The organism is Pseudomonas sp. FFPRI_1 (assembly GCF_055384485.1).
This window is the reverse complement of sequence record NZ_AP029168.1, coordinates 2,022,929-2,047,563: the sequence shown is the minus strand read 5'-3', so window position 1 is coordinate 2,047,563 and position 24,635 is coordinate 2,022,929. Positions and strand designations below refer to the sequence as shown.

The following is a 24,635-nucleotide window of genomic DNA, read 5'->3' as shown; positions in this document are numbered from 1 at the left end:
GCGTGTGTAGGACCCATCGCCCCACTGCCTTGAGGAGAGATGTCATGAACATCAGCGATCACCCCGTGGTCTCCCGGGAACATTGGCTGCAAGCACGCAAGCAGCACCTGATCCGCGAAAAGGCCTTTACCCGCCAACGCGACCAACTGAGCGCCGAACGCCGTGCGCTGCCCTGGGTAAAAATCGACAAGCCCTACCACTTCCAGGGCCCGGAAGGCCCCCTGAGCCTGGGCGAACTGTTCGGTGCGCACAGCCAGTTGGTGGTCTATCACTTCATGTTCGGCGCCGGCTGGGAAGAAGGCTGCAAGGGCTGCTCGTTCCTGGCCGACCACTTCGACGGTGCCAATCAGCACCTGGCCCATCACGACGTGGCCCTAGTGGCGGTGTCCCACGCCCCCTACGGTGAATTCCAGGCCTTTCGCCGGCGCATGGGCTGGCGCTTCCCCTGGGTTTCCAGCGCCGGCGACGACTTCAACCAGGACTTCGGGGTCAGCCTCAGCGCCGAGCAATGGGCCGAGGGAGTCGCCACCTACAACTATGAGCCGGCCAGCGGCGACGAAGAGGAGTTGCCCGGCCTGAGCGTGTTCTATCGCAACGACCAGGGTGAGATCTTTCATACCTACTCCACCTACGCCCGCGGGCTGGACCTGCTGGTAGGGGCCTACAACGTCCTCGACCTGACGCCCAAGGGGCGCAATGAAGAGCAGATCATGGGCTGGGTCCGGCACCACGACCGCTACCAGGAGCCCTCCAAAGGCAAGGGCAGCAGTTGCTGCTGTGACGATTGAGATGCGCCTCGCCGACAAGCACAATGCCACCCGATGAGCTCCTGCAACCGCATTGCGCAGGAGCCGCCTTGCCGGCGAATCTTGCTCACCCGCAATCCCCATCTGCAGCAGACTGCAATGATCCACCCGACTAAGCTGCAATCATGACCAGCGCCTATCACAGCCTCCATGAATACACCCTGCGCATGAGCCGTGTTCTGGAGCATATCGACCAGCACTTGGACCAGCCCCTGGAGTTGGCGGACCTGGCGCGGGTCGCACATTTCTCGCCCTATCACTTCCATCGCCTGTTCAGCGCCTGGGTCGGCGAACCCCTGGGGGCCTACCTGCGTCGCCGACGCCTGGCCTGCGGCGCCTACCTCCTGGCCAGCCGAAGCCAGGCGTCGATCCTGGAAATCGCCCTGGAGGTCGGCTTCGGTTCCGGCGAAGCGTTTTCCCGGGCCTTCAAGCAGCACTTCTCGGTCTCCCCCAGCACCTGGCGCGACACCGAGCCGAAACGCTGGCACCGCCGCCTCGATGACATCCGCGAACGCCGCCTGCGCGAATTAAGCAATCCTGATCAGACCCACATTCCGGCTTTCGACGATCCTGACGCCTTCATTCACCTGAAGGAAACCACGATGAACGTCAGCCTGCGACAACTGCCCGCCACCCGCGTGGCCTACCTGCGCCGCATCGGCGCCTACGGTTCGGGCATTGGTGTGTTCTGGCGCGAGACCGCCGCGCCCTGGATGCTCGAACAGCAGCTTATCAACCGAGTGCGCTACGGCATCGGCCACGACGACCCGGACATTACCCCCGCGGAAAAATGCCGCTACGACGCCTGCGTCGAAGTACCCGACGACTTCAAGGCCAGCGCCCCCGCCGTGGTCACCACCCTACCTGGTGGCCTGTATGCCGTGGCCCACTACCGCGGCCTGGGTCCGGACATCGCCGATGCCTGGATCGAACTGTGTCGCGACTGGCTGCCCAAGAGCGGCCTGCAGTTCGACCCCCGCCCGGCATTCGAGCGCTACCCGGCGGATGCCTACTACGACGCAACGACCGGTGAACTGGAATGCGAGATCTGCATTCCAGTGAAGGCGCTATAACCAAAAAACCCGTTGATCCCCTGTAGGAGCGAGCTTGCTCGCGAAGAACGTCAACGATAACGCGCCGCTACTGACCGAACGCGGCGCCCTCGAATTCATCGCGAGCAAGCTCGCTCCTACAATCCCACCACACACCGGCTCAACGCGAAGAAAGAGCCGTGATATCGCGAACGATGCACTTAGACAGAGTGCGAATGTAGAGGCTCTCCACACCCCAATTGCCGCTGCTGGTGATCGCCCCCCGCATGGTCTGCATATGACGCACCTGCCCCACCGCCCCTGCAGGCTGCAAGCCATTGCACCCCTGAGCGAAATGCAGCACCTCGGCGCCGCCGCACTTGACCTGGACCTTGTAGCCGAGATCCACACTGGCCAGGATCGTATTGTCATCGACGACCATCGACACCAGCCCGCCCTGGGAATCACTGAGGCGGCGCTGGTACACCGCATTCACCTCCAGTTGGTAGGCGGCGCTGTCCTTGCTGGCGGCGTAACGATTGACGTTGCCCCACTGCCGGATCAACCCCATGCCCAGTTGCTGAAGCAAATTGTCATCAAGCAGAAAGCGCTCGCTCTCGCCGCCCAGTTGCAGGTTGAAGATGTTGATCTAGTAGGTGGCGGTGGCGGCAATCTGTACCGGTTTGGGCGAGGTGTAATAGTGGGGTTTAGAGGCGCAACCGAAGAGCAAGATGATGGCAAACAGCAGGGACAACAGACGCACGAATCTTCCTTGAGAGCTTTTCAACAACGCACTGCCACCTGAAAACCACCTGTGGCATGGCGATAAGCGGCGGCATTAAATGAAACACCATCAAGCTATTACCGGGCATGACTGCAGCATCCTCTCACTTCTGATCGATACCCAATCTCCCATTGATGTCCTGCACAATGCAGCGACGTATCGCATTCGCGATGTGACTCAACTGCTGGAAAATTTTGCGATTTCTGATAAAGCGCTCCAAGGGCAGTGGTGCTACTGGAACTGTCGCTGGTGCTCAGCATTTTGCTGCGAGATGGGTGTGATTTTATGGATGTGACGACAAGGCGGATGCAGGAACAGGTGCTTCAGTAAGCAAAAAGGGCGGCTTGAAAGTCGCCCTTTTTCTCTTGCAGTAGATCGGATACCGATCGGTCAAAGGCTTACTTGCTCTCTCTGGCAATAGTACCCAGGCTCGCATCCTTGACCAGATAACGCCCCTCCACATCACTTAACACCTTCAAGCTGTTGCGAGCCATCATCACGCCAACTTTCACTTCTTACTTGATGTAGATAAACTTGCCTGCCTTATCAGAAAAACAGCAATACGCCTCATCAATCACAAACCCACACTTATTAATTATTTCCTCTATACCATCCAACAAGCATCCTGATAGTTTCAGAGAGTTGAAAAAGCTTTCAACACCCACTCAAGATCAATATCACAGCCTATTTCATCAAAAACATACTCACCCATCACTTTACAAACTGAACAACCTACTTCGCCACCAAAAACCCGCACCAACTCAAAACCAAAGATGAAACCCAAGCAACACTTAATTAACCCCATTTAAACTCAGGACTAACAACACAACAAAGCCCAGCAGAAAGAAGAATATTTTTAACTCGCAATACATCCACAGCCTGCCCGACAAATACTAAAGAAGAATCTTTCTTTAGAATTTCCCTAGACATTATAAAATTACAGCCCACCACCTCAGATACTGCTTTTATGTGATCTTTATTCTTATAGTCACCACCACACCAAACCTCATATTTTGCTTCATCAATTTTAATACCTGAAATATTTGTCGTCACTACAGACCAGCCGCACTCAGGGCATCTTAGCCCTTTAGTGCTATTCTCGTTGAAGATTTCCAGCCCCCCTCCACATCGCTCACATAACATAGAATCGAACCTCTTCATTCTGGCTTACCAGGAGTAAATATTTTAAACGTTCCTAGATTCGATAGATCAGGCAAATTCTGATTCAACGAAGACCTCGGAGCAACTACCATTTTACCGTCACCATAAGCCCAAACCAAATTAGTCGGTGCCTTCACCGCCACCCCCATTTTGTTTGCCAAATTCTGAGCGAATCCAGCGTCACAAGCTCCCGTATCACACGACAACAATCGAATTGGTTGACCATTATAATTAGGATTATTTTCGATAAGCTTTGAAACTACTCTTTGATCAGCCATAACCGTGCCATTAGGTGTAACAATTTCTATTTTCTGTTTACTTCCATGAGCTACCACATCAAAAAAGCCGTCAGCATCAATATCAGATCTCTTAGAAGCATTTTTGAAGAACTGATCAGCGTCACCCATAAAATTAATTGGTCCGGGAGTCACCTTACCTGTTGAGACACCTATCTCTTTTGCAGCGTTGGCACCAGCTTGCTCCTTAAGTAAAACAGAAGCTCCCGTCCCATTCGCGAGCTTAGCCGCGCCCTTGAAGAGGACAATCTCAAGCGCCGCCCTAGCCGCAGCAGTCCCATAGTCGCGCATCGGGCTGACATCGCCAGGATAGTTCTCTGAACTAAACGAATTGAGGACTTTACTGCCTTGAGTGTATTCGTACGGAGCAAACAACTGGCCCGTCGCCTGCCATCCATCATGGAACGAGAGCGTACCCCCCAATGCAGAGAAAGTAGGCAGTGCGCAACCTAAACCCGTGACGCAGGCCGGAGTAGTCAATATCGCACCGCCGAATCCGGCAGCTGCACCAACCGCTCCCAAGACTGCTCGGCTAGCATTACCTGAACGACTAAGCTCTTTGTCGTTTCTTAGAAGTTCATCATTCGCCTTGTCCCATGCTCCATACTCATCAAAAGCTCCGGTGCCCATGAGCTTGGCTTGCGCATCCTTGAAGTTACGCCCATCCGCCTCAAGCTGTGCAACGGCGTTATACAAGGGATCATCAGGAGGAACCGAAGACAAGCAGTTTACCAAGGCACAGGCAGCGGCCCGAAGCTGGTAGGCATTCTCTGGGTCTTCGCGCTGTAGTTCCTCAAGGGCAAGGGTTTCTTTCTGGTGCAGTTGGCGATTGTATTCATCGGCCATCTGCGCAACCCATGAAGCCTTGTTGACATCACCTCCAGCAGCACCCGCTACCGCCAATCCAACAATTTGTGAGAATCCCTGCCTCAAAGTAGGCTGCTGATCAAAGATGTCATTCAACACTTGCGCCATGGCCTGACTGGCGCCAGCGGCGATAGCTCCGGTCTTGAAGTCACCTCCTGTAGCACTAGACACCGCGCCACCAAACAAGGCATGCATCGCGACTCTGGCTGCGCCCCCCTCAGCCCACATAGCCATCCCCGTTGTATCGCCAGCATTCTTTGCAGCTTGCCAATGCTCTTGCGCATACCCCCCAACGAAGTTAAACGCAGTAGCGGCGACTACGTTTCCAGCTTGAGAAACCAGGCTTGCATTCAGGTTCTGAGTAAAACTACCTCCATCAATGGCGGTTTTAATCGCCCCTGCTGCCACCCCCTGAGCTCCCGCATGTGCTGCGAAACCACCAATACCCTCCAGTGTTCCGAGATCAAATCCTTTGGTTAGGCCATTAAAGGGTTTGGTCTGTCCCCCTAGCTGAGGATCTATAACTCCCGTGGTGAATCCAGCGGTCAGGCTCGATATTGCAGCGCCTTTCAAGCTGTCACTGCTGAAAGTTTCCTTGAACGCTGCGCCAAGATTGCCCTTGTTGTTGATGACACTGACAGCTCCGGTGCTTGCCATTGAAGTCAGGCCGGCCGTAACCATGGCGTTGCCCCAACCGGCAGCAACAAAGGTGCCTGCAGAAGCCCCAACGGTGGAAACCCCGCCAGCCGCCATAACGGTGCCACTACCTGCAGAACCGGCACCCGCAAATGCCGTACCCACCGCGCCACTCGCCGCGCCTGCGGTCAAAACGGTCACGATGATAATGATGGCCAGCATCGCCCCTTGGCCAAGCCCGGAATGGCTATATTTGTAACTGTCATGGACCTCTTTCACCCTGCGCCAGTCCACATCGCCGCGCTTCTCGGCCTCCTTGAGCCAGGCCAGTTGCGGATCGGCTTGCACCATGGCGTCGATGGTCTGACTGATGGACTTTTGGTCGATTTGCTTGAGGTCGATCTTCAAACCATCGGTGGCCTTGATGATCAATTCGCCCTTAGCCACCAACTGACTCTGACGCAGAGTCTCATCGGTGTTGCCCTTACCCTTGGCACTGGTCCAGGCGAGGCTGTTACTGCTCTTCTCATGACTCTCTTGGTGCAGGTCCTTCACCCCTTCAAAGGTGATAGCGCCACCACTCTCCAGGGTCAGGTCCTTGCCACTCTCCAGCTTGGCGACCTGATACCTCTGGTCACCGTCACTCTTGAGCGTCAGGTTGCTACCGGCGCTGATCTCACTGCCAACATGGGTAACCCGGGTGACCTCATCACGCTTGGTTTCCTTGCTGCCCCAGCCCCCCTTCTTCTTCATGTCATACAGCGAATGCTCACTGTCCTGCTCCGCCAACAGGTTCAGTTCGCCACCGGCCACCAGGTAGGCTTCGTCCCCGGCCTTGATCCGGCTGGAGATCAGGGTCATGTCCTGGCCGGACTTGAGCGTCACATCGCCGCCCGCCGTCACCGTGGTGGCTTGCTGGTGGACGCGATCTTCTTCGCTCTTGGTGGTGCCGGTCTTGCTGGCCCAGTGCTGTTCGTTGGCTGCCGAGGCCAGGGTCAGGTTTTCTGTGACCGTCATCGACACATCGCCCTTGGCCTCGATCTGGCTGGCGACGGCGGTGAGACTGCCACCGGCATCGATGGTCAGATCACGGCCGCTCTCAAGGGTGGCGCCGTGCTGGGTTTTGCTCTGGTCGAGATTGCCAATGCCGCGGTCGTTGCTGACCACTTGCTCGACGGCGGTGAGGCTGACGTTGCGACCGGCCTTGATGAGGGTGTCGCTGCCGCTGTGCAGGACGCTGCCGTTGTTGTCGAAGTCCCGTTCGGCGTCGATGCTCAGGCTGTTGCCAGCTTCGATGCGCGCGGCGCTGTCGAGGAAGTCGCGGCGCTGCTCGCGGACGTAGTCTTCGCTGCTGCTCTGGTGGGTGGTCAGGGTGCGGTCGTTGATCACGTCGCCCTGGGTGGTGGTCAGGCTCACGTCGCGCCCGGCGATGATGCCGCCGGCGCGGTTGACCAGGTAGTTGCCGGCCAGCAGGTCCTGGCGGTTGCCCGCCTCCACCAAACCACTATTGACCAGGTTCTCCCCCGCCACCGCCGACAGGTCATTGGCCGCGCGCAGGGTGCCGACGTTGTTCAAGTCCTTGCCGGCAATCAGGCTCACGTCCTTGCCCGCGATCAGGGAGCCGTTGGGCGCCAGGCGGTTGTTGGCCTGGGCCAGGTACAGCACTGGCACCAGTACCTGTTCACCATTCAGTTCATGGCTTTCCAGCCAGACAATGTCGTGGGTCAGGGCGGCGACTTGTTCGGCGGTCAGGGTTACACCCACCGACAGGTCAAGCTGTTGCTTGCTCTGGAGCGCGTTGTCCATCAGGTGCTTGAAGAGCTTTTCGTTGCTGTCCTGGCCGTCGATAAAGCGTTGGCCGGTGCGAGCGACCATGGCTTGCTGGATCAGTTTCTGTTCGTAGAAACCATCTCCCAGGCGCTTGGCACTGTCGTCCGGGTTGTAGCCGAGGTTGGACAGCAGGTAGTCCGAGCTCATGAACTGCTTGAGGCTGGTCAGCGCCGGGTTGGTTTCGATCAGGTACTTGTGCGGCCGGGACAGGCTCGCGGCGTCCGGCACGCCGGCGATCTGCGCAGGCGTCGGGGCCTGGGCCAAGGCGCTGCCCTGGCCGCTGAGGCGGAACAGGCCGTTGCCGCCGGTGGGCAGGCTGAAGCCCGGCAACTCCAGGGGGTTGACCTGTTGCTGGGCCAGCTCCGGGGGCAGTTGTGGGTTGATCCGGATCGGCGTCGAGTAACCGTTGCCGACGCCGGTGTCGGTCAGGGTCTTGCCGGCGCCGACGTACTCGTAGAAGGAGCGGATCACGCTGTTGTCGAGGGTCTGGTCGGCCTTGAGGTTGACCTTGCCACCGGCCTGGATGGTGGCGGCGAAGGATTGGTCGCCGTCCACCACCTTGCTGCTGGAGGACAGCATCACCCCGGTCCAGGCAATGAAGGCGCTAAGGTCGGAGGCGAAGCTGCTCGAAGGCGTCGGGTTGTTGCGAGCATTGAACGCGGCGGCGCGGGCAGCGGCGGTGCCGGTTTCGTTGACGAAGCTCCAGTAGCGCCGCAGGGTGGTGATTTCCTGGGGCTGCAAGCCCTGGTTGTGGACGGTCTGGGCCTTGATATTGATGTCGCCGGCCGCGGTGATCAGGCTGCTGGTGTTGGTCAGGGTCTGGGTGTCGATCTGCAGGTCGGCGCCGCTGTTGAGGCTGGCGGCGGCGCTGCTGTCGGTCACTCGCAGGCGGTCGGTTTCGGCCACTTCCCACAGGCCGTTGATGCGGCCGCCGCCGCGGTCGTCGCAGCCGGCGCCGGGGATCAGGGCGCAGGACAGGCGGGTGATGCTGGCCGCGCTCTTTTCGTGTTCGGTGTACTGCAGCACGTCCATGACGTTGTTGAGGGTGCTGGCGGCGATGGTCAGCTTGCCCAGGCTTTCGATATCCCCGGAGCGGTTGTCCAGCAGGTCGGCGCGGGTTTGCTGGTCGTCCTTGGCGATCAGCGCGGTGCCCAGGCTGTACACCTGGGCGTAGCGGTTGGTGAAGCTTGTGGTCAGCAGCTGCAGATTGCCGCCGCTGGAAATCAGGCCATGGTCGTTGACTAGGGTGGCGGCAGTGAGGCTCAGGTCTGCGCCGCTGCCCAGGGTGCCGAGGTTGTGGATGCTGGCGGCGTTGAGCTGCAATTTCTGGCTGGCGGTGATGCGCCCGGCGCTGTTCAGCGCGCCATCGATCTGCAGGGTACTGTTGGCACCGCCGGCGATGCTGGCGCTGTCTGTCAGGTCCAGTTGGGCGGCGTGCAGGTCCAGTTGACCCATGCTGCTCAGGCGGCCCTGGCCGGCGTAGTTGCCGCTCAGGTCGAGGTTGAGCGCGGCGTCGCTGCCGATCAGGCCGTCGTTGCTCCAGTGGCTGCCGCTGCCGGTCAGGCCGGTGCTTGCCAGGAGCTGGCCATCGGCGGTCTGGGTCAGGTGGTCGACCTTGACCCGCAACTGGTCGGCCTGGATCGAGCTGCTGTTGGTCCAACGCTCGGCTTCCAGAGTCAGCTGGCCGGCGGTCTTCAGGCGGCCGCCGACGTCTTCGAGGTTGGCCATGGAAATGCCGAACACCCCGCTGCCGCTGTGCAGCAGGCTACCGCCACGGTTGTTGAAGCCGCCGGCGTCGAAGGCCAGGTCGTGGTTGGCGGTTTCCAGAGAGCCATCGCGGTTGTCGAAGGTGCCTGCGATGCTGAACCGGGTCTTGCTGGCCAGGCCCAGGGCTCGCAGTTGCCCACGCTGGTTGTCCAGGCTGGCGGCGGTGGTGGCCAGGGTGCTGCGGCTTTCGATCAGGCCCTGGCGGTTGTCCAGGGCGCCCCCCAGCTCCAGCTCGATCTGCCGGGCGCTGATCTGGCCGGCGCGGTTGTCCAGGTCCTTGGCGCTGATATGCAACGCCTGCTGGGCGAAGAGCGCGCCGTCGCGGTTGTCGAGGCGGCCATTGGCGGCGGTTTCCAGGATGGCGCCGCCGTTGAGGGCAGACACCTTGCCGGCCCTGTTGTCGAGGTTGGCCGCCTTGAGCGTCAGCTCGCCCTGCTGGGCAATGACCTGCCCGCCCTGGTTGTCGGCAGTTGCGGAAACCTCAAGGCCCTGGCTGGTCTTGGCCTGCAACAGGCCCTTGGCATTATCCAGGCGCTCGGCATTGAGTTGCAGGTCGGCTTCGCGGCTGAGGATCTCGCCATCGCTGTTCTGCACCTCACCACTGGCGCTGATCAACACCGAATCATTGGCCGCTACCCGGCCCTTCTGGCGGTTGTCCAAGTGTTCGGTGAACAGCCGCAGCCACTGCTGGCTGGAGAGTTCGCCTCCCTGGTTCTCAACCTTAGTGCTGCGCTTGAGCAGCAAGGGGCCGGCGGCAGACAGGGTGCCCTGGTTGTTGATCAAGTGTCCCAGCAGGTCGAGGGTGGCGCCCTGCTTGCCGGTGAAGGTGCCGTGGCTGTTGTCCAGGTCGCGACCGATGAATTCCAGGTCGCCGCTGGCGTTGACTGTGCCGCCCTGGTTGCCCAGGGCCATGGCCTGCAGGGTCAGGGTCGCGCCGCTGTCGATGGAGCCGCCCTGGCTGTTGTCCAGCCGCTCGCTGAGTTTGAGGCTCTGTGCACCCGCGCTGGAGATCATGCCCTTGAGGCTGTTGTCGAGGCTGGCGGCCTTGACGTCCAGGGTTTGCTGGCTGACCAGGGCGCCGCCCTGGCTGTTGTTCAAGGCGTCGCTGAGGGTGAGGTCGACAGTGCCCTTGAGGCTGGAGACGGTGCCCTTGTTGCTGTTGTTCAGGCCGATGCCATTGAGGGTCAGGCCCTGCCAGCCCGAGAGCAGGCCGCCCTGGTTGTCCAGTTCCGCAGTACCGGTGATCTTCAGGGCCTGTTGCGCCAGCACCACGCCGGTGAGGTTGTCCATGCCGGCCAGCACCAGAGTGCTGTTGCCCTGGCTCGACAGCTCGCCGCCGCTATTGCCCAGGTGGCCCAGTGTGGCTTGGAGGGAATGCTGGCTCTTGATCAGGCCGCCCTGGCCGTTGCGCACCAGATCGGCATTGAGTTGCAGGTGCTCGGCGCTCAGGACCCGGCCCTGGTTCTGGTTGTCCAGGGTGCCGGCATTGACCGTTACCTGGCGCTGGCCGCTCAGGGTGCCGCCCTGGTTGTCCAGGCTTCGGGTTGCCGTGACCGTCAGATCACGGCTGGCTACCACGCTCTTGTCACTGTTGTTGAGGCTCTTGGCGCTGAGGGTGATATCGCCGCTGGCGTTGCGGCTGTTATCGGCATTGACCCCGGCCTCGATGATGCCGTGGTTGCTCAGTTTGCCGCCGCTGTCCAACTGGATGCTGTCGCGGGCGGCAAGGGTTTTCTGGTTGCTCAGGTCGCCCCGGGTCTGCACCTTGAGTTCGCTGCCGGCATACACCGCTCCCTGGGCATCGAGACTGCCGGCCTTGATCGCCACCGCGCCTTTCTCGGCGCTCGCGTCCGCCATGCGCAACTGGCCGTTGGCATCGAGCTGAATGTCGCCACCGCTGGCGATCAGCTTGCCGTCGAGCTTGACCCCAACCCCAGCCTCGGTGCCCACCAGCTTGATCGCCCCGGCGTACATGCCGCCCAGGGCGCTACTGTCGATGGCCAGTTGCGGTGCGTCTGCCGGGTTGGCGGTGCGTGCCGTGGCGCTCAGGGTCTTGGCGTCGACGTCGTTGGCCCCGGCGATCAGCGCCAGGTGCTGGGCCTGGATCTCGGCGTTGATCCTGGCGCTGCGGGTGATGATTTCGAACTGGTCGACGTTGCTCGCATTGAGCCCCGCGCCTTCGATGGCGACGCTGCCCTGGTCCACCTGATAACGCTGGATCTGGCCGTTCTCGATCACCGGCTTGCCGGTGGTCAGGGTGGCTTTCGGGGTGTTGATGAAACCGCAGCCGTTGCAGGTCACGCCATAGGGGTTGGCGACGATCACATGGGCCGACTGCCCGGCCACTTCGGTGTAGCCCTTGAGCTGGCTGGGGCTGCCGCCGTTGACTTCGTTGAGGATGATATTGGCCGAGCGCCCGCCCAGGTTGGAGTTGCCGAGGATGATCCCGCCCAGTTGGGTTTGCTGGGTACGGCCGGTGGCGTTGTTGAGGATCACCCCCTGCTGGCCGACGTTGTAGTCGCTGAACTGGTTGTGGGACAGGCCGCTGCCATTGGGCGCGGCGATGTTGACGATGGGCACGCCATTGCCGGCCTGGCCCAGTGTGGTGCCACCGCCGTTGACCACGATGCCGTCGGCCATCGCCACCACAGGCTGCCAGAACATCATGTTGGCCAGGATGAACGCCAGGCCCCGCTTGGGCAGCCCCCAGAACGACTCCCGCGCTTGCAGGGTGGCAGAAGGTTGGCGGGCCAGGAAGGCGAACTGACGAACATCCATGTCGTGTATCTCGTGTTAAAGAGCGGCGTTAAAGGAACACATCCAGACGGAAATAAATCGGTGCTTCCCGTTCACTCAGGGCTTCGGGCCGCTCGAGGGAATGGGCGAAGGTCACGCTGGCGGCCAGGTTCCTGCCGCGGGCGAAGAATTCGATCGAGTCGCTGGAGACCCGGCCATGCTGCTCGGCGTTGTAGCGGTCGTTGCGGATCGCGCCGAAGTCATAACCCAGGCCCGTGCCGTACTCGGCGAACACCGGGCGCAGCCAGTCCCAGCCCACCGGGCGAGTCCAACGCAGGTCGTTGCGCCAGTAGTAGCCGCTGTCGCCGTTGAGGCTCTGGTCCTTGTAGCCGCGGATCGAGGACTGGCTGCCCAGGCTCATGCGCTGTGAGCTGAACAGCAGGTCCTCGCTGCGCTGGCCGGTGACCAGGCTGCTGAACACCAGGGATTCGTCCCACAGCTTGAACGGCTGCAGGTAGCTGGCGGTGGCGCTGTACTTGCGGTAGCGGGCGTTGGCCTGGCGATTGCCGAAACGGTCGCGCTCATGCTGGCGCTGGGCATCGAAGGCGCCGATGCCGTCCTGCAGCCCCAGGTCGAGGTTGAGAAAGCCGCTGCCGAGGCGCCGGCCGTGGTTGATGCCCAGCTGCGCTTCGCTGAGGCGGTTGCTGCTGTTGCTGAGCTTGCTGTCTTCGATGTAGTTGTTGGTGCGCAGGTAGCTCAGGCCGCTGTTCAGCGAGGTTTTGCTCAGGGCGTCGCGATGGATCACCCGCTCCAGGCGCAACTGGTGGTTCTGGCTGTCGCCGGTCTGCTTGAAGTTGAAGCCCTGGCCCTGGGCCAGGGAGCGGTATTCGCTCTGGCTGTAGCTGTAGCTGAGGTTCCACCAGCCAAACGGCAGGTTGTAATAGAGCATGGCGTTGCGCGAGGTCTTCTGGTGGTCGCTGATGGCGTCGTGGCCGCCGCGCAGCACCAACTGGTCGGCCAAGCCCAGGGGGCTGTCCCATTCGAACGAGCTGCCCCACTGCTGCTCGCCGGTGCTCTTCTGCCCGTCGTTGCTGCGGGACAAACCGACGCGCCAGGGCTTTTGCGGGCTGTTCTTGACCAGCACCTGGCTGCCGCCCACGGCCTGGCCCGGGGCCAGTTCCATCTGCGCCTGGTTCGATGGCAAGCGGTTGAGCTGGTCGACCATCTGCTCGATCTGCCGCAGGTTGAGCAGCTCACCGCTGCTGCCGGGAAAGGCCATGTTCAATTCGCGAGCGCTGAGCTTGCTGTCATCGGCGGCCTTGAGCCCTTCGAGCTTGCCTTCCACCACCAGCACCTGCAGGTGGCCGCTGGACAGGTCCTGTTGCGGCAGGTAGGCGCGGCTGGTGACCAGGCCCTTCTCGAGGTAGCGGTCGGTGATGACCTTGAGCAATTCGTTGAGCTGGGCCACCCCCAGGCACTGGCCGATGTAGGGCTTGAGCAGGCTCTCACGCTCGCTGGCGGACAGCGAATCGGCGCCCTTGAGCTGGATGTCCTTGATCGGGAAGCAGCGGCTGTCGGTCGGGGCCGTGGGCGCCACCGGTGCAGCGCTCTTGCCGGGCAGCTCCTTGAGTTCCTCGAGACGGCGCTGCTGCTCTTGCAGCAAGCGGTTCTGCCGGTCGCGGATCAGGTCCTGGTCACCGGGGTTGAAGGCCGGGCCGGGCAGTGGGGCGGCAGAGGCGATGTTCAGCGAGCTGGCCAGGAGCACGCCAGGCAAGGTGCGGCACAACCTCATCCCGAGGGTGGAGAGAGACATATTCGATCCTTCGAAACGGCAGCCAGAGGCAAAAGTGGGGCGCGATATTAATGTGCCACTATTCTGGCGTCAAATAAGCCAAAGGATCGCCGAACAATGGCCAGATATCCCAGAAGCCGCGACCTAAAGCGGTCGCTGATGGCAGGTCCTCATGGCCATCATCCGCATCGGAAAAATCCGGATTTAAATAAGTATTTTCACGCCCCTGCCGTACCCACTTCCTCGGCACTCGTTGCATCCAACTGAACTAACCCTGGCCTCTTCCCGTCAACCGCCTGACAGCCCGAATCCGACCCGCGAGGTCCCTGCAATGAAAACCCTGAGCATTCTCACTGTTGCCAGTACCCTGCTGTTCAGCCTGTCCGCCTGGGCCTGTACCCCGGACGAAGCCACTGCCAAGCGCGAGCAACTGGCCCAGGCCGTGAGCAAGATCACCGAGCAGAACCCGGCCAAGGCCAAGGAGATCAACGACGAGTTGCAGAGGATGAAACTCAGCACTTCCAGCAAGGACCAGCCGGATGACTGCCAGTTGATCGATCAGCGGCTCAAGGAACTGGCCACCGCCGAGAAGCAGGCCGATAGCTGAGAACCACGCCGAAGAAAGCCCGGAGCAGATCCGCGCGTGGTTGTGCCCGCTGCGGGATATGAGCCCCGTGGGGCGGTGTGTTCAGAATGCTGGAATGCGGCGCCGGCCATACAGCGGGGCCCGTTGAACAACACCGGGACCTCGCGCCTCCTGGTCTGAAGGCCATCTAAAGGCCAATCAACCCCCGCGGCCGTCGATCAAAGCGGCCGCTCAACGGCCTCCCTTGGGTCTCGAAAAAAACCAAACCCCATGTCGCCTTCCATCATCAGGCACATGAACCATGACTGATCCGTCGCCAGGACATAGTGATGCTGGGGAATGGAGAACAGGCATTCGCTGATCTCCAACAAGGATTCAAGATCGCCCGAGACTGCAATGTCAGTGCAACCATCTCCCACGTAGACCGCGTCTCCCGTCAAGCGAAACTCATCCACCCTGCGCTGCAAAAACGCCCTGCAGGCCTCTGTCCTGCTGTGCCGATCCTCACTCACCTCAGTCACCCGGAACGGCATCTTCTGCCAATCGGGCCGCAGGCTCCTGATGGGGAACCTGGCTTTCATCAGGCTGAAGTAATGATCGACATCCAGGGAGACCCTGAGTTGTCCGGCCGCGATAGGTTCTGCCAGGTCCTCACGCAACTGCTGGTCAAAATAATCACTCATGTCCTATCTCCAGGCATCCATCCGGCATCGGCTCCAGGCGCTGCCGACGACAGGAGCACGCCATAAAAAAGCCCGGACCAGGTCCGGGCTTTCTACTCGCATCAGGCCAGGCGCTTATTCAGCCGCCGGTGCCTGTGGCTTGCGGCGCTTGAGCGGCGCCATGCCATCCTGGCTGACCAGGCTGTCGCTTTTCGGCCGGTTGGCGGTCTTGCGCTTGGTTGGCGCCTTGGCCGCGGCCTTCTTCTTGTCGCCCTTGGCGTCGGTCTTTTTCTTCTTCACCCCAACGGCCTTGCCGGAGGCCTTGACCTTCTTCGGCCCGCTGTAGGTGCCTTTGACTTCCTTGATGGTGCGGCGCTCGAAGCTCTGCTTGAGATAGCGCTCGATGCTCGACATCAGGTTCCAGTCGCCATGGCAGATCAGCGAGATGGCCAGGCCATCGTTGCCGGCGCGGCCAGTACGGCCGATGCGGTGCACGTATTCATCGCCACTGCGCGGCATGTCGAAGTTGATCACCAGGTCCAGGCCCTCGACGTCCAGGCCGCGAGCGGCGACGTCGGTGGCCACCAGGATCTTCACCCCACCCTGCTTCAGGCGGTCGATGGCCAGCTTGCGGTCCTTCTGGTCCTTTTCACCGTGCAGCACGAACGCCTTGTAGTCCTGGGCTACCAGGCGGCCGTAGATGCGATCGGCCATGGCCCGGGTGTTGGTGAAGACGATGGCCTTCTGGTAGGTCTCGTTGGCCAGCAGCCAGTTGACGATCTGCTCTTTGTGCTGGTTGTGGTCGGCGGTGATGATCTGCTGACGGGTGGTGTCGTTGAGTTGGCTGACCGCGTTCAGTTGCAGGTGCTCAGGGTTGTTCAGCACCTTGGCGACCATCTCGCGCAGGCCGGAACCGCCGGTGGTGGCGGAGAACAGCATGGTCTGCTGGCGGTTCGGGCATTCGTCCACCAGGCGCTGCACGTCTTCGGCAAAGCCCATGTCGAGCATGCGGTCGGCTTCATCGAGCACCAGCACTTCGACTTCCTTGAGGTCGAGGTTGCCGGCGTTGAGCTGCTCCAGCAGGCGGCCGGGGGTGCCGATGAGGATGTCCGGCACCTTGCGCAGCATCGCGGCCTGGACCTTGAAGTCTTCACCGCCGGTGATCAGGCCGGACTTGATGAAGGTGAACTGGGAAAAACGCTCGACTTCCTTCAGGGTCTGCTGGGCCAATTCGCGGGTCGGCAGCAGAATCAGCGCCTTGATGCTGACCCGGATCTTCGCCGGGCCGATCAGGCGATTGAGAATCGGCAGGACGAAAGCCGCGGTCTTGCCGCTGCCGGTCTGTGCCGTCACCCGCAGGTCACGCCCTTGCAGCGCGAGCGGAATAGCCGCGGCCTGCACCGGCGTCGGCTCGACAAATTTAAGCTCGGCCACGGCTTTGAGCAGGCGTTCGTGCAGGGCGAATTGGGAAAACACGGGTGCTACCTCGAAGATATGCAAAAAAACAGCTGCATAGGGTAACGGTTTCGAGCGCCAAGGCCGAGTTTCTTTGTGCAAACGGTCGCAAAGAGTTGGTTTTTTGTTAGCCGATTTGTCCTTGAGCGTAACTTTGCCGGGGTTAAATGCTCTAATCCCTCCCTTGTGCCATACAGAAGAATCGATTTAGCCCATGGATTTCAAACAGCTCTGGCTCAATACCCAGGATCTCTGGGGAGCCCTCGATCAACACCCTCTCTTGCATGCCGGCATCGGTCTGACCCTGCTGCTGGTGGTCGCCCTGGTACTCGGCCGGGTGGCACGCTATGTCATCCTCCACGCCATCAGGCTGCTGGGCCGCCAGCCGGCGCTGCACTGGCTCAATGACCTGCGCCACAACAAGGTGTTCCATCGCCTGGCGCAGATGACCCCGTCCCTGGTGATCCAGTTCGGCCTGCACCTGGTGCCCGAGCTGAGCAAGACCAGTCAGGTGTTCCTCGGCAACCTGGCCATGGCCTTCACCATCCTGTTTCAGCTCCTGGCCCTGAGCGCCCTGCTCAATGCCCTGCTGGACATCTATGCGCGCACCGAACACGCCCGCACCCGCTCGATCAAGGGCTATGTGCAGTTGGCGAAGATGGTGCTGTACGTGTTCGGCGCGATCATCATCGTCGCCACCCTGATCGACCGCTCGCCGCTGTTGCTGCTGTCGGGCCTGGGCGCCATGTCGGCGGTGATCCTGTTGGTCTACAAGGACACCCTGCTGTCCTTCGTCGCCAGCGTGCAGCTGACCAGCAACGACATGTTGCGGGTCGGCGACTGGATCGAGATGCCCCAAGTGGGCGCCGACGGCGACGTGGTGGACATCACCCTGCACACGGTCAAGGTGCAGAACTTCGACAAGACCATCGTCTCCATCCCCACCTGGCGCCTGATGAGCGAGTCGTTCAAGAACTGGCGCGGCATGCAGCAGTCCGGTGGCCGGCGGATCAAGCGCAGCCTGTACATCGACGCCAGCGGCGTGCGTTTCCTGCATGACGATGAAGAGCTGCGGCTGAGCAAGGTGCGCCTGCTCACCGACTACATCGGGCGCAAGCAGGCCGAGCTGAAAAGCTGGAACGAGGCCCAGGGCAATGTCGCGGCGCTGTCGGCCAACCGCCGGCGCATGACCAATATCGGCACTTTCCGCGCCTACGCCCTGGCGTACCTGAAGAGCCATCCGGAGATCCAGCCGAACATGACCTGCATGGTGCGCCAGATGCAGACCACGGCCCAGGGCATTCCGCTGGAAATCTACTGCTTCACCAAGACCACGGCGTGGGTGGACTACGAACGGATCCAGGGGGATATCTTCGACTACCTGCTGGCGGTGATGCCGGAGTTCGGCCTGAACCTGTACCAGCAACCCAGCGGTACCGACCTGCGGGCCGGTTTGCTACCGGCGGTGCTCGGCGCCAGCCATGTACCCCAGATCGAAAAACAGGCGCTGTAACCTCGTAGGAGCTGGCTTGCCAGCGAAGGCGTCAGCCCTTCAGGCGCGGGGCTTGCAGGCCCTTTCGCCGGCAAGCCGCTCTGGCCCACCGTAGGAGCTGGCTTGCCAGCGAAGGCGTCGGCCCGTCAGGCGCAAGATTTGCGGGCCTCTTCGCCGGCAAGCCGGCTCCTACAGGTCAGCGAAGGCGTCGGCAATCGGTCAGGTTGTCAGGCGGGGCGCCGCGCCGCGGCGGCTGATCCAGACCGCTGCGAGGATCACCAGACCACCCAGCATCAGCCGGCCCAGTTCCTCGTGCCGGTTCCAGATCAGCAGGTTGATCAGCAGCCCCACCGGCACGTGCAGGTTGTTCATCACGGCCAGGGTCGCCCCCGTCACCAGGCACGCGCCCTTGTTCCACCAGTACATGCCCAGGGCCGTGGACACCAGGCCAAGGAACAGCAGCACCGCCCATTGCAGCGGCGCATCAGGCAGGTAATGGGCCTTGCCGAACAGCAGGAACGCCGGCAACACCACCAGCAGCGCCCCCAGGTAGAAGTAGCCGAAACGCCGGTAATGCGGCTCGTCGCTGGGGTGGCGCGCCACCAGGTGCTTGTACAGCACTTGCCCGGCGGCATAGGTGAAGTTGGCCAGTTGCAGCAGCAAAAAACCCATGAAGAAGTCCGGGTTGATGCTGTCGTAGCGGATCACCACTGCTCCGGCCACCGCCACCAGCGCCGCCAGCAGGCCCCAGGGATTGAAACGTCGGTTCAGGGCGTCTTCGATCAGGGTCACGTGCAACGGCGTGAGGATGGTGAACAGCAGCACTTCCGGTACCGTCAGCACCCTGAAGCTCAGGTACAGGCAGACGTAGGTGATGCCGAACTGCAGGGCACCGATCAGCAGCATGCCACGCATGAAGGCCGGCTCCACCCGGCGCCAGCGGGTCAGTGGAATGAACACCAGCCCCGCCAGCAGTACCCGCACCAGTACCGCAAAGTAACTGTCGACATGACCGGCCAGGTATTCGCCGATCAGGCTGAAGGAAAACGCCTGGATCAGGGTGACAAAAAGTAGATAGCCCATGTTCGCCTCATCTTGGATGGCGGCGACGATAACGGTTTTGCTCCGGCAGATAAAATCCCGGGCAAAAAAAAGCCCGATCTCGCTAGGCGTGCAATCGGGCGTCGGCACTGAAGGAGCAACCAGTGCAAAGGGAGGTTCGATGCGCGAACCGGCTTGAAGGGGGATGCGCAGGCGCTACTTGAACACCGGGGGATTATCTGTGGATTAACGGCGCTGATCGGTTATCGGTGAATCGGCGCCATCGCTCCGGCAGATCACTGCAAGCCGGTTTTCAGGCCACCTGGGCCAACTTGGCATTGGCCTGGTTCAGGCCCTTCTCGTGGAAGTCGCCACCCAGATTGAGGCCCTCGGCGTGAATGAACTCGACATCGTGGATGCCGATGAAACCCATCACCTGGCGCAGGTAGGGTTCCTGGTGATCCGCGGTGCTACCGGCGTAGATGCCGCCACGGGCCGTCAGTACATAGGCGCGCTTGCCGGTGAGCAGGCCCTGGGGACCGGTCTCGGTGTACTTGAAGGTCACGCCGGCACGCAGGACGTGGTCGAGCCAGGCCTTCAGGGTGCTGGGGATGGCGAAGTTGTACATCGGCGCGGCCATCACCAGGATGTCGGCGGCCAGCAACTCTTCGGTCAGTTCATTGGAGCGTTGCAGGGAATCCTGTTCGGCGGCATTGCGCTGTTCGGCGGGCTTCATCCAGCCGCCCAGCAGGTTGGCGTCCAGGTGCGGCACCGGGTTGCGGGCCAGGTCACGCACGCTGATCGAATCACCAGGGTGAGCGGCCTGCCATTGCTGGATGAAGGTCTGGGTCAACTGGCGGGAAACGGAATCCTGCTGACGGGCACTGCTTTCAATGATCAGAACGCGGGACATGGGCTGAAGCCTCCATCGGGGTATGCGTAAGTCGATGGGGCGCAGATTAAACAGAGTGATATCGATGAAAAAGCGCAAATAACTGCTATAACCAATCAATAAATTCGTTTATAAGCACAGCCAGTCCCGGCGTGATACGCCAGGCCGGCCCTGCTTCGATCATTTGGCCTGGCAGTTCAGGTCCATGCGCAGCTTGATGATCTTGCGGTTGAACTTGGCGGTAACGTTCTTGCTCTTGCCCGCGGCGACTTCCACCTTGCGGGTGCGCGGTGCCTCGGGACCGTTGCGAAACACCACCGAGCACAGGGCATCGACCTTGCCGAAGTTGTTCAACTGGATGGAGCCGATGTCCTCATCGGTGTCGTAGGCGGTGTAGTCGATGCTCAGGCCGTTCAACTGCTTCTCGACATCGATCGGATAGGCCCAGGCACTCAGGGGCAGCAGAGCCAGCAACACACAACAGAATTTTCTCATTCGGCAGTCTCCAGTAAGGAGCGCCAGCTTAGGACAAGAGGAGCCCCTCATGAAAGCGCCCCGCGTGACCCTGGATCAATGGCGCACCCTGCAGGCCGTGGTCGACCACGGCGGCTTCGCCCAGGCCGCTGAAGCCCTGCACCGTTCGCAATCCTCGGTCAGCTACACCGTCGCGCGCATGCAGGACCAACTCGGCGTGCCGCTGCTGCGCATCGACGGCCGCAAGGCGGTGCTCACCGAGGCCGGCGGCGTGCTGCTGCGCCGCTCCCGGCAACTGGTCAAGCAGGCCAGCCAGTTGGAAGACCTGGCCCACCATATGGAACAGGGCTGGGAGGCCGAAGTACGCCTGGTGGTGGACGCCGCCTACCCCAACGCGCGCCTGGTCCGCGCCCTGACCGCCTTCATGCCGCAAAGCCGTGGCTGCCGTGTGCGCCTGCGTGAAGAAGTGCTGTCCGGGGTCGAGGAAGTGCTGCTCGAAGGCGTCGCCGACCTGGCCATCAGCGGTTTCAACATTCCCGGTTACCTGGGCACCGAGATGAGCTCGGTGGAGTTCGTCGCCGTGGCCCACCCGGAACACGCCCTGCACCGCCTGCAGCGGGAACTGCACTTCCAGGACCTGGAAAGCCAGCTGCAAGTGGTGATCCGCGACTCCGGCCGCCAGCAGCCACGGGATGTGGGCTGGCTCGGCGCCGAACAGCGCTGGACCGTGGGCAGCCTGGCCACCGCCGCAAGCTTCGTCAGCAGCGGCCTGGGTTTTGCCTGGCTGCCCCGGCACCTGATCGAGCGCGAGCTGCGCGAAGGCCTGCTCAAGGTCCTGCCCCTGGACCAGGGCGGCAGCCGCCATCCAACCTTCTTTCTCTATTCCAACAAGGACAAACCCCTGGGCCCGGCCACGCAGATCCTCGTGGAGCTGCTGCGCACCTTCGACACCGCGCCCCTGGACGCGCCCTTTGCCGCCCCCGAGCAAGCCTGATCCATCACCCACCAGAACAGGAGTTCTGTCATGGCGTATTTCGAGCATGAAGGTTGCACCCTGCACTACGAGGAATATGGCCGGGGCGAACCCCTGCTGCTGGTTCATGGCCTGGGCTCCAGCGCCCAGGACTGGGAAAAACAGATCCCCGATCTGGCGGCCCGCTACCGCCTGATCATCCCCGACGTGCGCGGCCACGGGCGCTCCGACAAACCCCGGGAGCGCTACAGCATCAAGGGCTTCACCGCCGACCTGGTGGCGCTGATCGAGCACCTGAACCTGGGCCCCGCGCATTATGTCGGGCTGTCCATGGGCGGGATGATCGGCTTCCAGCTGGCGGTGGACCAGCCGCAACTGCTCAAGAGCCTGTGTATCGTCAACAGCGCCCCGGAGGTCAAGGTGCGCAGCGCCAACGACTACTGGCAGTGGTTCAAGCGCTGGAGCCTGGCCCGGGTGCTGAGCCTGGCCACCATCGGCAAGGCCTTGGGCGCCCGCCTGTTTCCCAAGCCGGAGCAAGCCGACCTGCGGCAGAAGATGGCCGAACGCTGGGCAAAAAACGACAAACGTGCTTATCTCGCCAGCTTCGACGCCATCGTCGGCTGGGGGGTCCAGGAACGTCTGGGCCGGATCACCTGTCCAACCCTGGTCGTCAGCGCCGACCGCGACTACACCCCGGTGGCGGTCAAGGAGGCTTATGTCAGACTGCTGCCGGATGCACGGCTGGTGGTGATCGAGGATTCCCGACACGCCACGCCGCTGGACCAGCCGCAGCGCTTCAACCAAACCCTGCTCGAATTCATAACCACAGTCGACACCACCACCCAGGATCACTGACCCATGCTGAAAAAAATCGCCCTCGTCGCCGGCTCCGTACTCTTCGCCGCCAACCTGATGGCCGCACAGCCGGCCAAGGCACCTCACGTCCTGCTGGACACCAGCTTCGGCAAGATCGAAGTGGAACTGGACCCGGTCAAGGCACCGATCTCCAGCAAGAACTTCCTCGACTACGTCGACAGCGGCTTCTACAGCAACACCATCTTCCACCGGGTGATCCCGGGGTTCATGGTCCAGGGCGGTGGCTTCACCGCGCAGATGGTGCAGAAGGACACCCGCGACCCGATCAAGAACGAAGCCTCCAACGGCCTGCATAACGTGCGTGGCACCCTGTCCATGGCCCGCACCTCCAACCCCAACTCGGCCACCAGCCAGTTCTTCATCAACGTCGCCGACAACGCCTTCCTCGACCCGGGCCGCGATGCCGGCTACGCGGTGTTCGCCAAGGTGGTGAGCGGCATGGACGTGGTGGACCAGATCGTCAACTCCCAGACCACCACCAAGCAAGGCATGCAGAACGTGCCGATCGACCCGGTGCTGATCAAGTCGGCCAAGCGCATCGACTGAATCCAGCCGCCTGTCCCGACGGCGGCGCCCTACCCGGCGCCCCGTCCGCTTTCTGAACAGGAGAGCCCGTACCACGGGCTGCAGCCCCCATGCTCTATCGTCGTTTTGAACAACTGATCGACATCTTCCGCGACGCCCCCAGCGCCACCCCGCCCAATCGGGTCCTGCCCTTCTACTTCCACTACATCAAGCAAGTCTGGCCGAGCTTCGTCTTCCTGCTGGTGGTCGGCCTGTTCGTGGCCCTGATCGAGGTCTCGCTGTTCAGTTACCTGAGCACCATCATCGACCTGGCCCAGGGCACGCCCAGCGCCCAGGTGTTCAGCGACCATGGCCTGGAACTGGCCTGGATGGCCGTGGTGGCGCTGCTGTTCCGCCCGCTGATGGTGGGCCTGCACGACCTGCTGATGCACCAGACCATCAACCCCGGCATGACCAGCCTGATCCGCTGGCAGAACCACAGCTACGTGCTGCGCCAGAGCCTGAACTTCTTCCAGAACGACTTCGCCGGGCGCATCGCCCAGCGCATCATGCAGACCGGCTACTCGCTGCAGGACTCCTCGGTGCAGGTGATCGATGCCCTGTGGCACGTGACCATCTACGCCATCGGCTCCCTGGTGCTGTTCGCCGATGCCGACTGGCGGCTGATGATCCCCTTGCTGCTGTGGATCGCCGGTTTCATCGGTGCCATGCGCTTCTTCGTGCCGCGCATCCAGAAGCGCTCGGTGGACGCCTCCGACGCCCGCTCCAAGCTCATGGGCCGGATCGTCGACGGCTACACCAACATCACCACCCTCAAGCTCTTCGCCCACACCCATTTCGAACAGAGCTACGCCCGCGAGGCGATCGCCGAGCAGACCGAGAAGAGCCAACTGGCGGGCCGCGTGGTCACCGCCATGGACGTGACCATCACCAGCCTCAACGGCCTGCTGATCGTCAGCACCACGGGCCTGGCCCTGTGGCTGTGGAGCCAGTCGCTGATCAGCGCCGGGGCCATCGCCCTGGCCACCGGCCTGGTGATCCGCATCGTCAACATGTCCGGCTGGATCATGTGGGTGATCAACGGCATCTTCGAAAACATCGGCATGGTCGAGGACGGCCTGAAGACCATCGCCCAGCCGCTGCAGCTCACCGACCGCGCGCAGGCACCGAAGCTGGCGGTGGCCGAGGGTGGCGTGCGCTTCGAGCACGTGGAGTTCCACTACGGCAAGGCCAGCAAGGTCATCAGCGACCTCAACCTGGACATTCGCCCCGGAGAAAAGATCGGCCTGATCGGCCCGTCCGGCGCCGGCAAGTCGACCCTGGTCAACCTGCTGCTGCGCCTGTATGACCTGCAGGGCGGACGGATCCTGATCGACGGCCAGGACATCGCCGAAGTGACCCAGGAAAGCCTGCGCGAACGCATCGGCATGATCACCCAGGACACTTCGCTGCTGCACCGTTCGATCCGCGACAACCTGCTCTACGGTCGCCCTGATGCCACTGACGAAGAGCTCTGGGAAGCGGTGCGCAAGGCCCGGGCCGACGAGTTCATCCCACAGCTTTCCGACGCCGAGGGCCGCACCGGCTTCGACGCCCATGTCGGCGAGCGCGGGGTCAAGCTGTCCGGCGGCCAGCGCCAGCGCATCGCTATCGCCCGGGTGCTGCTCAAGGACGCGCCGATCCTGATCATGGACGAGGCCACCTCGGCCCTGGACTCGGAAGTCGAGGCGGCGATCCAGGAAAGCCTGGAGACCCTGATGCAGGGCAAGACCGTGATCGCCATTGCCCACCGCCTCTCGACCATCGCCCGCATGGACCGCCTGGTGGTCCTGGAACAGGGGCGCATCGCCGAGAGCGGCACCCACGCCGAACTGCTGGCTCATGGCGGGCTGTACGCACGCCTGTGGCAGCACCAGACCGGAGGCTTCGTCGGCATCGACTGAGCCTCTGCAG

General features: G+C 61.8%; 18 protein-coding genes and 2 pseudogenes. 9 read left to right on the top strand and 11 right to left on the bottom strand.

The genetic code is table 11. The features are described 5' to 3' along the window. Positions 1-44: 44 nt before the first annotated feature. Entirely contained in the window at positions 45-788 is a 744-nt protein-coding gene (locus tag ACZ5BO_RS09260) for a DUF899 domain-containing protein (protein ID WP_464699369.1), read from the top strand. 143 nt (positions 789-931) lie between these two features. Further along, positions 932-1,879: an AraC family transcriptional regulator gene (locus tag ACZ5BO_RS09255; protein WP_464699367.1), complete on the top strand. Its 948-nt coding sequence runs from the start codon at positions 932-934 to the stop codon at positions 1,877-1,879. A gap of 139 nt (positions 1,880-2,018) precedes the next feature. Here ACZ5BO_RS09255 and ACZ5BO_RS09250 read toward each other — a convergent pair whose 3' ends face one another. After that, complete coding sequence (locus tag ACZ5BO_RS09250; protein ID WP_464699365.1) at positions 2,019-2,426, bottom strand: hypothetical protein; 408 nt, start codon at positions 2,424-2,426, stop codon at positions 2,019-2,021. A gap of 253 nt (positions 2,427-2,679) precedes the next feature. Here ACZ5BO_RS09250 and ACZ5BO_RS09245 point away from each other — a divergent pair. Then, positions 2,680-2,951 (top strand): annotated as a pseudogene (locus ACZ5BO_RS09245) (hypothetical protein). A gap of 68 nt (positions 2,952-3,019) precedes the next feature. Here the strand turns inward: ACZ5BO_RS09245 and ACZ5BO_RS09240 are convergent. The 5 genes and pseudogenes from ACZ5BO_RS09240 to ACZ5BO_RS09220 form a co-directional block, all read right to left on the bottom strand. Next, positions 3,020-3,172: pseudogene (locus ACZ5BO_RS09240) on the bottom strand (DUF2846 domain-containing protein); the annotation flags it as partial. An 83-nt stretch (positions 3,173-3,255) separates the two neighbouring features. Continuing rightward, positions 3,256-3,405: a hypothetical protein gene (locus tag ACZ5BO_RS09235; RefSeq protein ID WP_464699363.1), complete on the bottom strand. Its 150-nt coding sequence runs from the start codon at positions 3,403-3,405 to the stop codon at positions 3,256-3,258. An 11-nt stretch (positions 3,406-3,416) separates the two neighbouring features. Next, a complete protein-coding gene (locus ACZ5BO_RS09230) occupies positions 3,417-3,782 on the bottom strand; it encodes a hypothetical protein (RefSeq protein WP_464699361.1) in 366 nt (121 codons plus the stop codon). Then, positions 3,779-11,956: a two-partner secretion domain-containing protein gene (locus ACZ5BO_RS09225; protein WP_464699359.1), complete on the bottom strand. Its 8,178-nt coding sequence runs from the start codon at positions 11,954-11,956 to the stop codon at positions 3,779-3,781. Before ACZ5BO_RS09225 ends, ACZ5BO_RS09230 begins: the two co-directional genes overlap by 4 nt. 28 nt (positions 11,957-11,984) lie before the next feature. Continuing rightward, a complete protein-coding gene (locus tag ACZ5BO_RS09220) occupies positions 11,985-13,727 on the bottom strand; it encodes a ShlB/FhaC/HecB family hemolysin secretion/activation protein (RefSeq protein ID WP_464699357.1) in 1,743 nt (580 codons plus the stop codon). Positions 13,728-14,037: 310 nt separating this feature from the next. On the opposite strand from ACZ5BO_RS09220, the gene ACZ5BO_RS09215 reads away from it, so the two are divergent. Further along, positions 14,038-14,313, top strand: coding sequence for a hypothetical protein (locus tag ACZ5BO_RS09215; RefSeq protein ID WP_025128002.1), 276 nt, complete (start codon positions 14,038-14,040; stop codon positions 14,311-14,313). 197 nt (positions 14,314-14,510) lie between these two features. Here the strand turns inward: ACZ5BO_RS09215 and ACZ5BO_RS09210 are convergent, their stop codons facing one another. Further along, positions 14,511-14,975 carry a hypothetical protein gene (locus ACZ5BO_RS09210; RefSeq protein ID WP_464699354.1) on the bottom strand — a complete coding sequence of 155 codons (465 nt, stop codon included), beginning with the start codon at positions 14,973-14,975 and terminating at the stop codon, positions 14,511-14,513. Positions 14,976-15,089: 114 nt separating this feature from the next. Continuing rightward, positions 15,090-16,430 (bottom strand): DEAD/DEAH box helicase, encoded by a 1,341-nt coding sequence (locus tag ACZ5BO_RS09205; protein ID WP_025128000.1) that lies wholly within the window; start codon positions 16,428-16,430, stop codon positions 15,090-15,092. Between the two features lie 193 nt (positions 16,431-16,623). On the opposite strand from ACZ5BO_RS09205, the gene ACZ5BO_RS09200 reads away from it, so the two are divergent. Next, positions 16,624-17,922, top strand: a complete 1,299-nt coding sequence (locus tag ACZ5BO_RS09200; RefSeq protein ID WP_025127999.1) for a mechanosensitive ion channel family protein — start codon at positions 16,624-16,626, stop codon at positions 17,920-17,922. A gap of 198 nt (positions 17,923-18,120) precedes the next feature. Here ACZ5BO_RS09200 and ACZ5BO_RS09195 read toward each other — a convergent pair whose 3' ends face one another. The 3 genes from ACZ5BO_RS09195 to ACZ5BO_RS09185 all read right to left on the bottom strand — a co-directional run bounded on the left by ACZ5BO_RS09195 (position 18,121) and on the right by ACZ5BO_RS09185 (position 20,329). Next, positions 18,121-18,984 (bottom strand): carboxylate/amino acid/amine transporter, encoded by an 864-nt coding sequence (locus ACZ5BO_RS09195; RefSeq protein ID WP_464699351.1) that lies wholly within the window; start codon positions 18,982-18,984, stop codon positions 18,121-18,123. Positions 18,985-19,255: 271 nt separating this feature from the next. Continuing rightward, positions 19,256-19,855, bottom strand: coding sequence for an FMN-dependent NADH-azoreductase (locus tag ACZ5BO_RS09190; protein ID WP_025127997.1), 600 nt, complete (start codon positions 19,853-19,855; stop codon positions 19,256-19,258). A 159-nt stretch (positions 19,856-20,014) separates the two neighbouring features. Beyond that, positions 20,015-20,329, bottom strand: a complete 315-nt coding sequence (locus ACZ5BO_RS09185; protein ID WP_025127996.1) for a hypothetical protein — start codon at positions 20,327-20,329, stop codon at positions 20,015-20,017. A gap of 49 nt (positions 20,330-20,378) precedes the next feature. Here ACZ5BO_RS09185 and ACZ5BO_RS09180 point away from each other — a divergent pair, with 49 nt between their 5' ends. The 4 genes from ACZ5BO_RS09180 (at position 20,379) to ACZ5BO_RS09165 (ending at position 24,625) form a co-directional block, all read left to right on the top strand. Then, positions 20,379-21,302, top strand: a complete 924-nt coding sequence (locus ACZ5BO_RS09180) for a LysR family transcriptional regulator (protein ID WP_464699348.1) — start codon at positions 20,379-20,381, stop codon at positions 21,300-21,302. Positions 21,303-21,332: 30 nt separating this feature from the next. Further along, positions 21,333-22,136 carry an alpha/beta fold hydrolase gene (locus ACZ5BO_RS09175; protein ID WP_464699346.1) on the top strand — a complete coding sequence of 268 codons (804 nt, stop codon included), beginning with the start codon at positions 21,333-21,335 and terminating at the stop codon, positions 22,134-22,136. A 3-nt stretch (positions 22,137-22,139) separates the two neighbouring features. Then, positions 22,140-22,703 (top strand): peptidylprolyl isomerase, encoded by a 564-nt coding sequence (locus ACZ5BO_RS09170; protein WP_025127993.1) that lies wholly within the window; start codon positions 22,140-22,142, stop codon positions 22,701-22,703. A gap of 89 nt (positions 22,704-22,792) precedes the next feature. Then, positions 22,793-24,625: an ABC transporter ATP-binding protein gene (locus tag ACZ5BO_RS09165; RefSeq protein ID WP_025127992.1), complete on the top strand. Its 1,833-nt coding sequence runs from the start codon at positions 22,793-22,795 to the stop codon at positions 24,623-24,625. Positions 24,626-24,635 lie beyond the last annotated feature (10 nt).

Coding starts and splice junctions, on each gene's coding strand:
- ACZ5BO_RS09260 (WP_464699369.1), top strand. CDS start 45: ATGAACATCAGCGATCACCCCGTGGTCTCCCGGGAACATTGGCTGCAA.
- ACZ5BO_RS09255 (WP_464699367.1), top strand. CDS start 932: ATGACCAGCGCCTATCACAGCCTCCATGAATACACCCTGCGCATGAGC.
- ACZ5BO_RS09230 (WP_464699361.1), bottom strand. CDS start 3,782: ATGAAGAGGTTCGATTCTATGTTATGTGAGCGATGTGGAGGGGGGCTG.
- ACZ5BO_RS09225 (WP_464699359.1), bottom strand. CDS start 11,956: ATGGATGTTCGTCAGTTCGCCTTCCTGGCCCGCCAACCTTCTGCCACC.
- ACZ5BO_RS09220 (WP_464699357.1), bottom strand. CDS start 13,727: ATGTCTCTCTCCACCCTCGGGATGAGGTTGTGCCGCACCTTGCCTGGC.
- ACZ5BO_RS09215 (WP_025128002.1), top strand. CDS start 14,038: ATGAAAACCCTGAGCATTCTCACTGTTGCCAGTACCCTGCTGTTCAGC.
- ACZ5BO_RS09210 (WP_464699354.1), bottom strand. CDS start 14,975: ATGAGTGATTATTTTGACCAGCAGTTGCGTGAGGACCTGGCAGAACCT.
- ACZ5BO_RS09200 (WP_025127999.1), top strand. CDS start 16,624: ATGGATTTCAAACAGCTCTGGCTCAATACCCAGGATCTCTGGGGAGCC.
- ACZ5BO_RS09195 (WP_464699351.1), bottom strand. CDS start 18,984: ATGGGCTATCTACTTTTTGTCACCCTGATCCAGGCGTTTTCCTTCAGC.
- ACZ5BO_RS09190 (WP_025127997.1), bottom strand. CDS start 19,855: ATGTCCCGCGTTCTGATCATTGAAAGCAGTGCCCGTCAGCAGGATTCC.
- ACZ5BO_RS09185 (WP_025127996.1), bottom strand. CDS start 20,329: ATGAGAAAATTCTGTTGTGTGTTGCTGGCTCTGCTGCCCCTGAGTGCC.
- ACZ5BO_RS09180 (WP_464699348.1), top strand. CDS start 20,379: ATGAAAGCGCCCCGCGTGACCCTGGATCAATGGCGCACCCTGCAGGCC.
- ACZ5BO_RS09175 (WP_464699346.1), top strand. CDS start 21,333: ATGGCGTATTTCGAGCATGAAGGTTGCACCCTGCACTACGAGGAATAT.
- ACZ5BO_RS09170 (WP_025127993.1), top strand. CDS start 22,140: ATGCTGAAAAAAATCGCCCTCGTCGCCGGCTCCGTACTCTTCGCCGCC.
- ACZ5BO_RS09165 (WP_025127992.1), top strand. CDS start 22,793: ATGCTCTATCGTCGTTTTGAACAACTGATCGACATCTTCCGCGACGCC.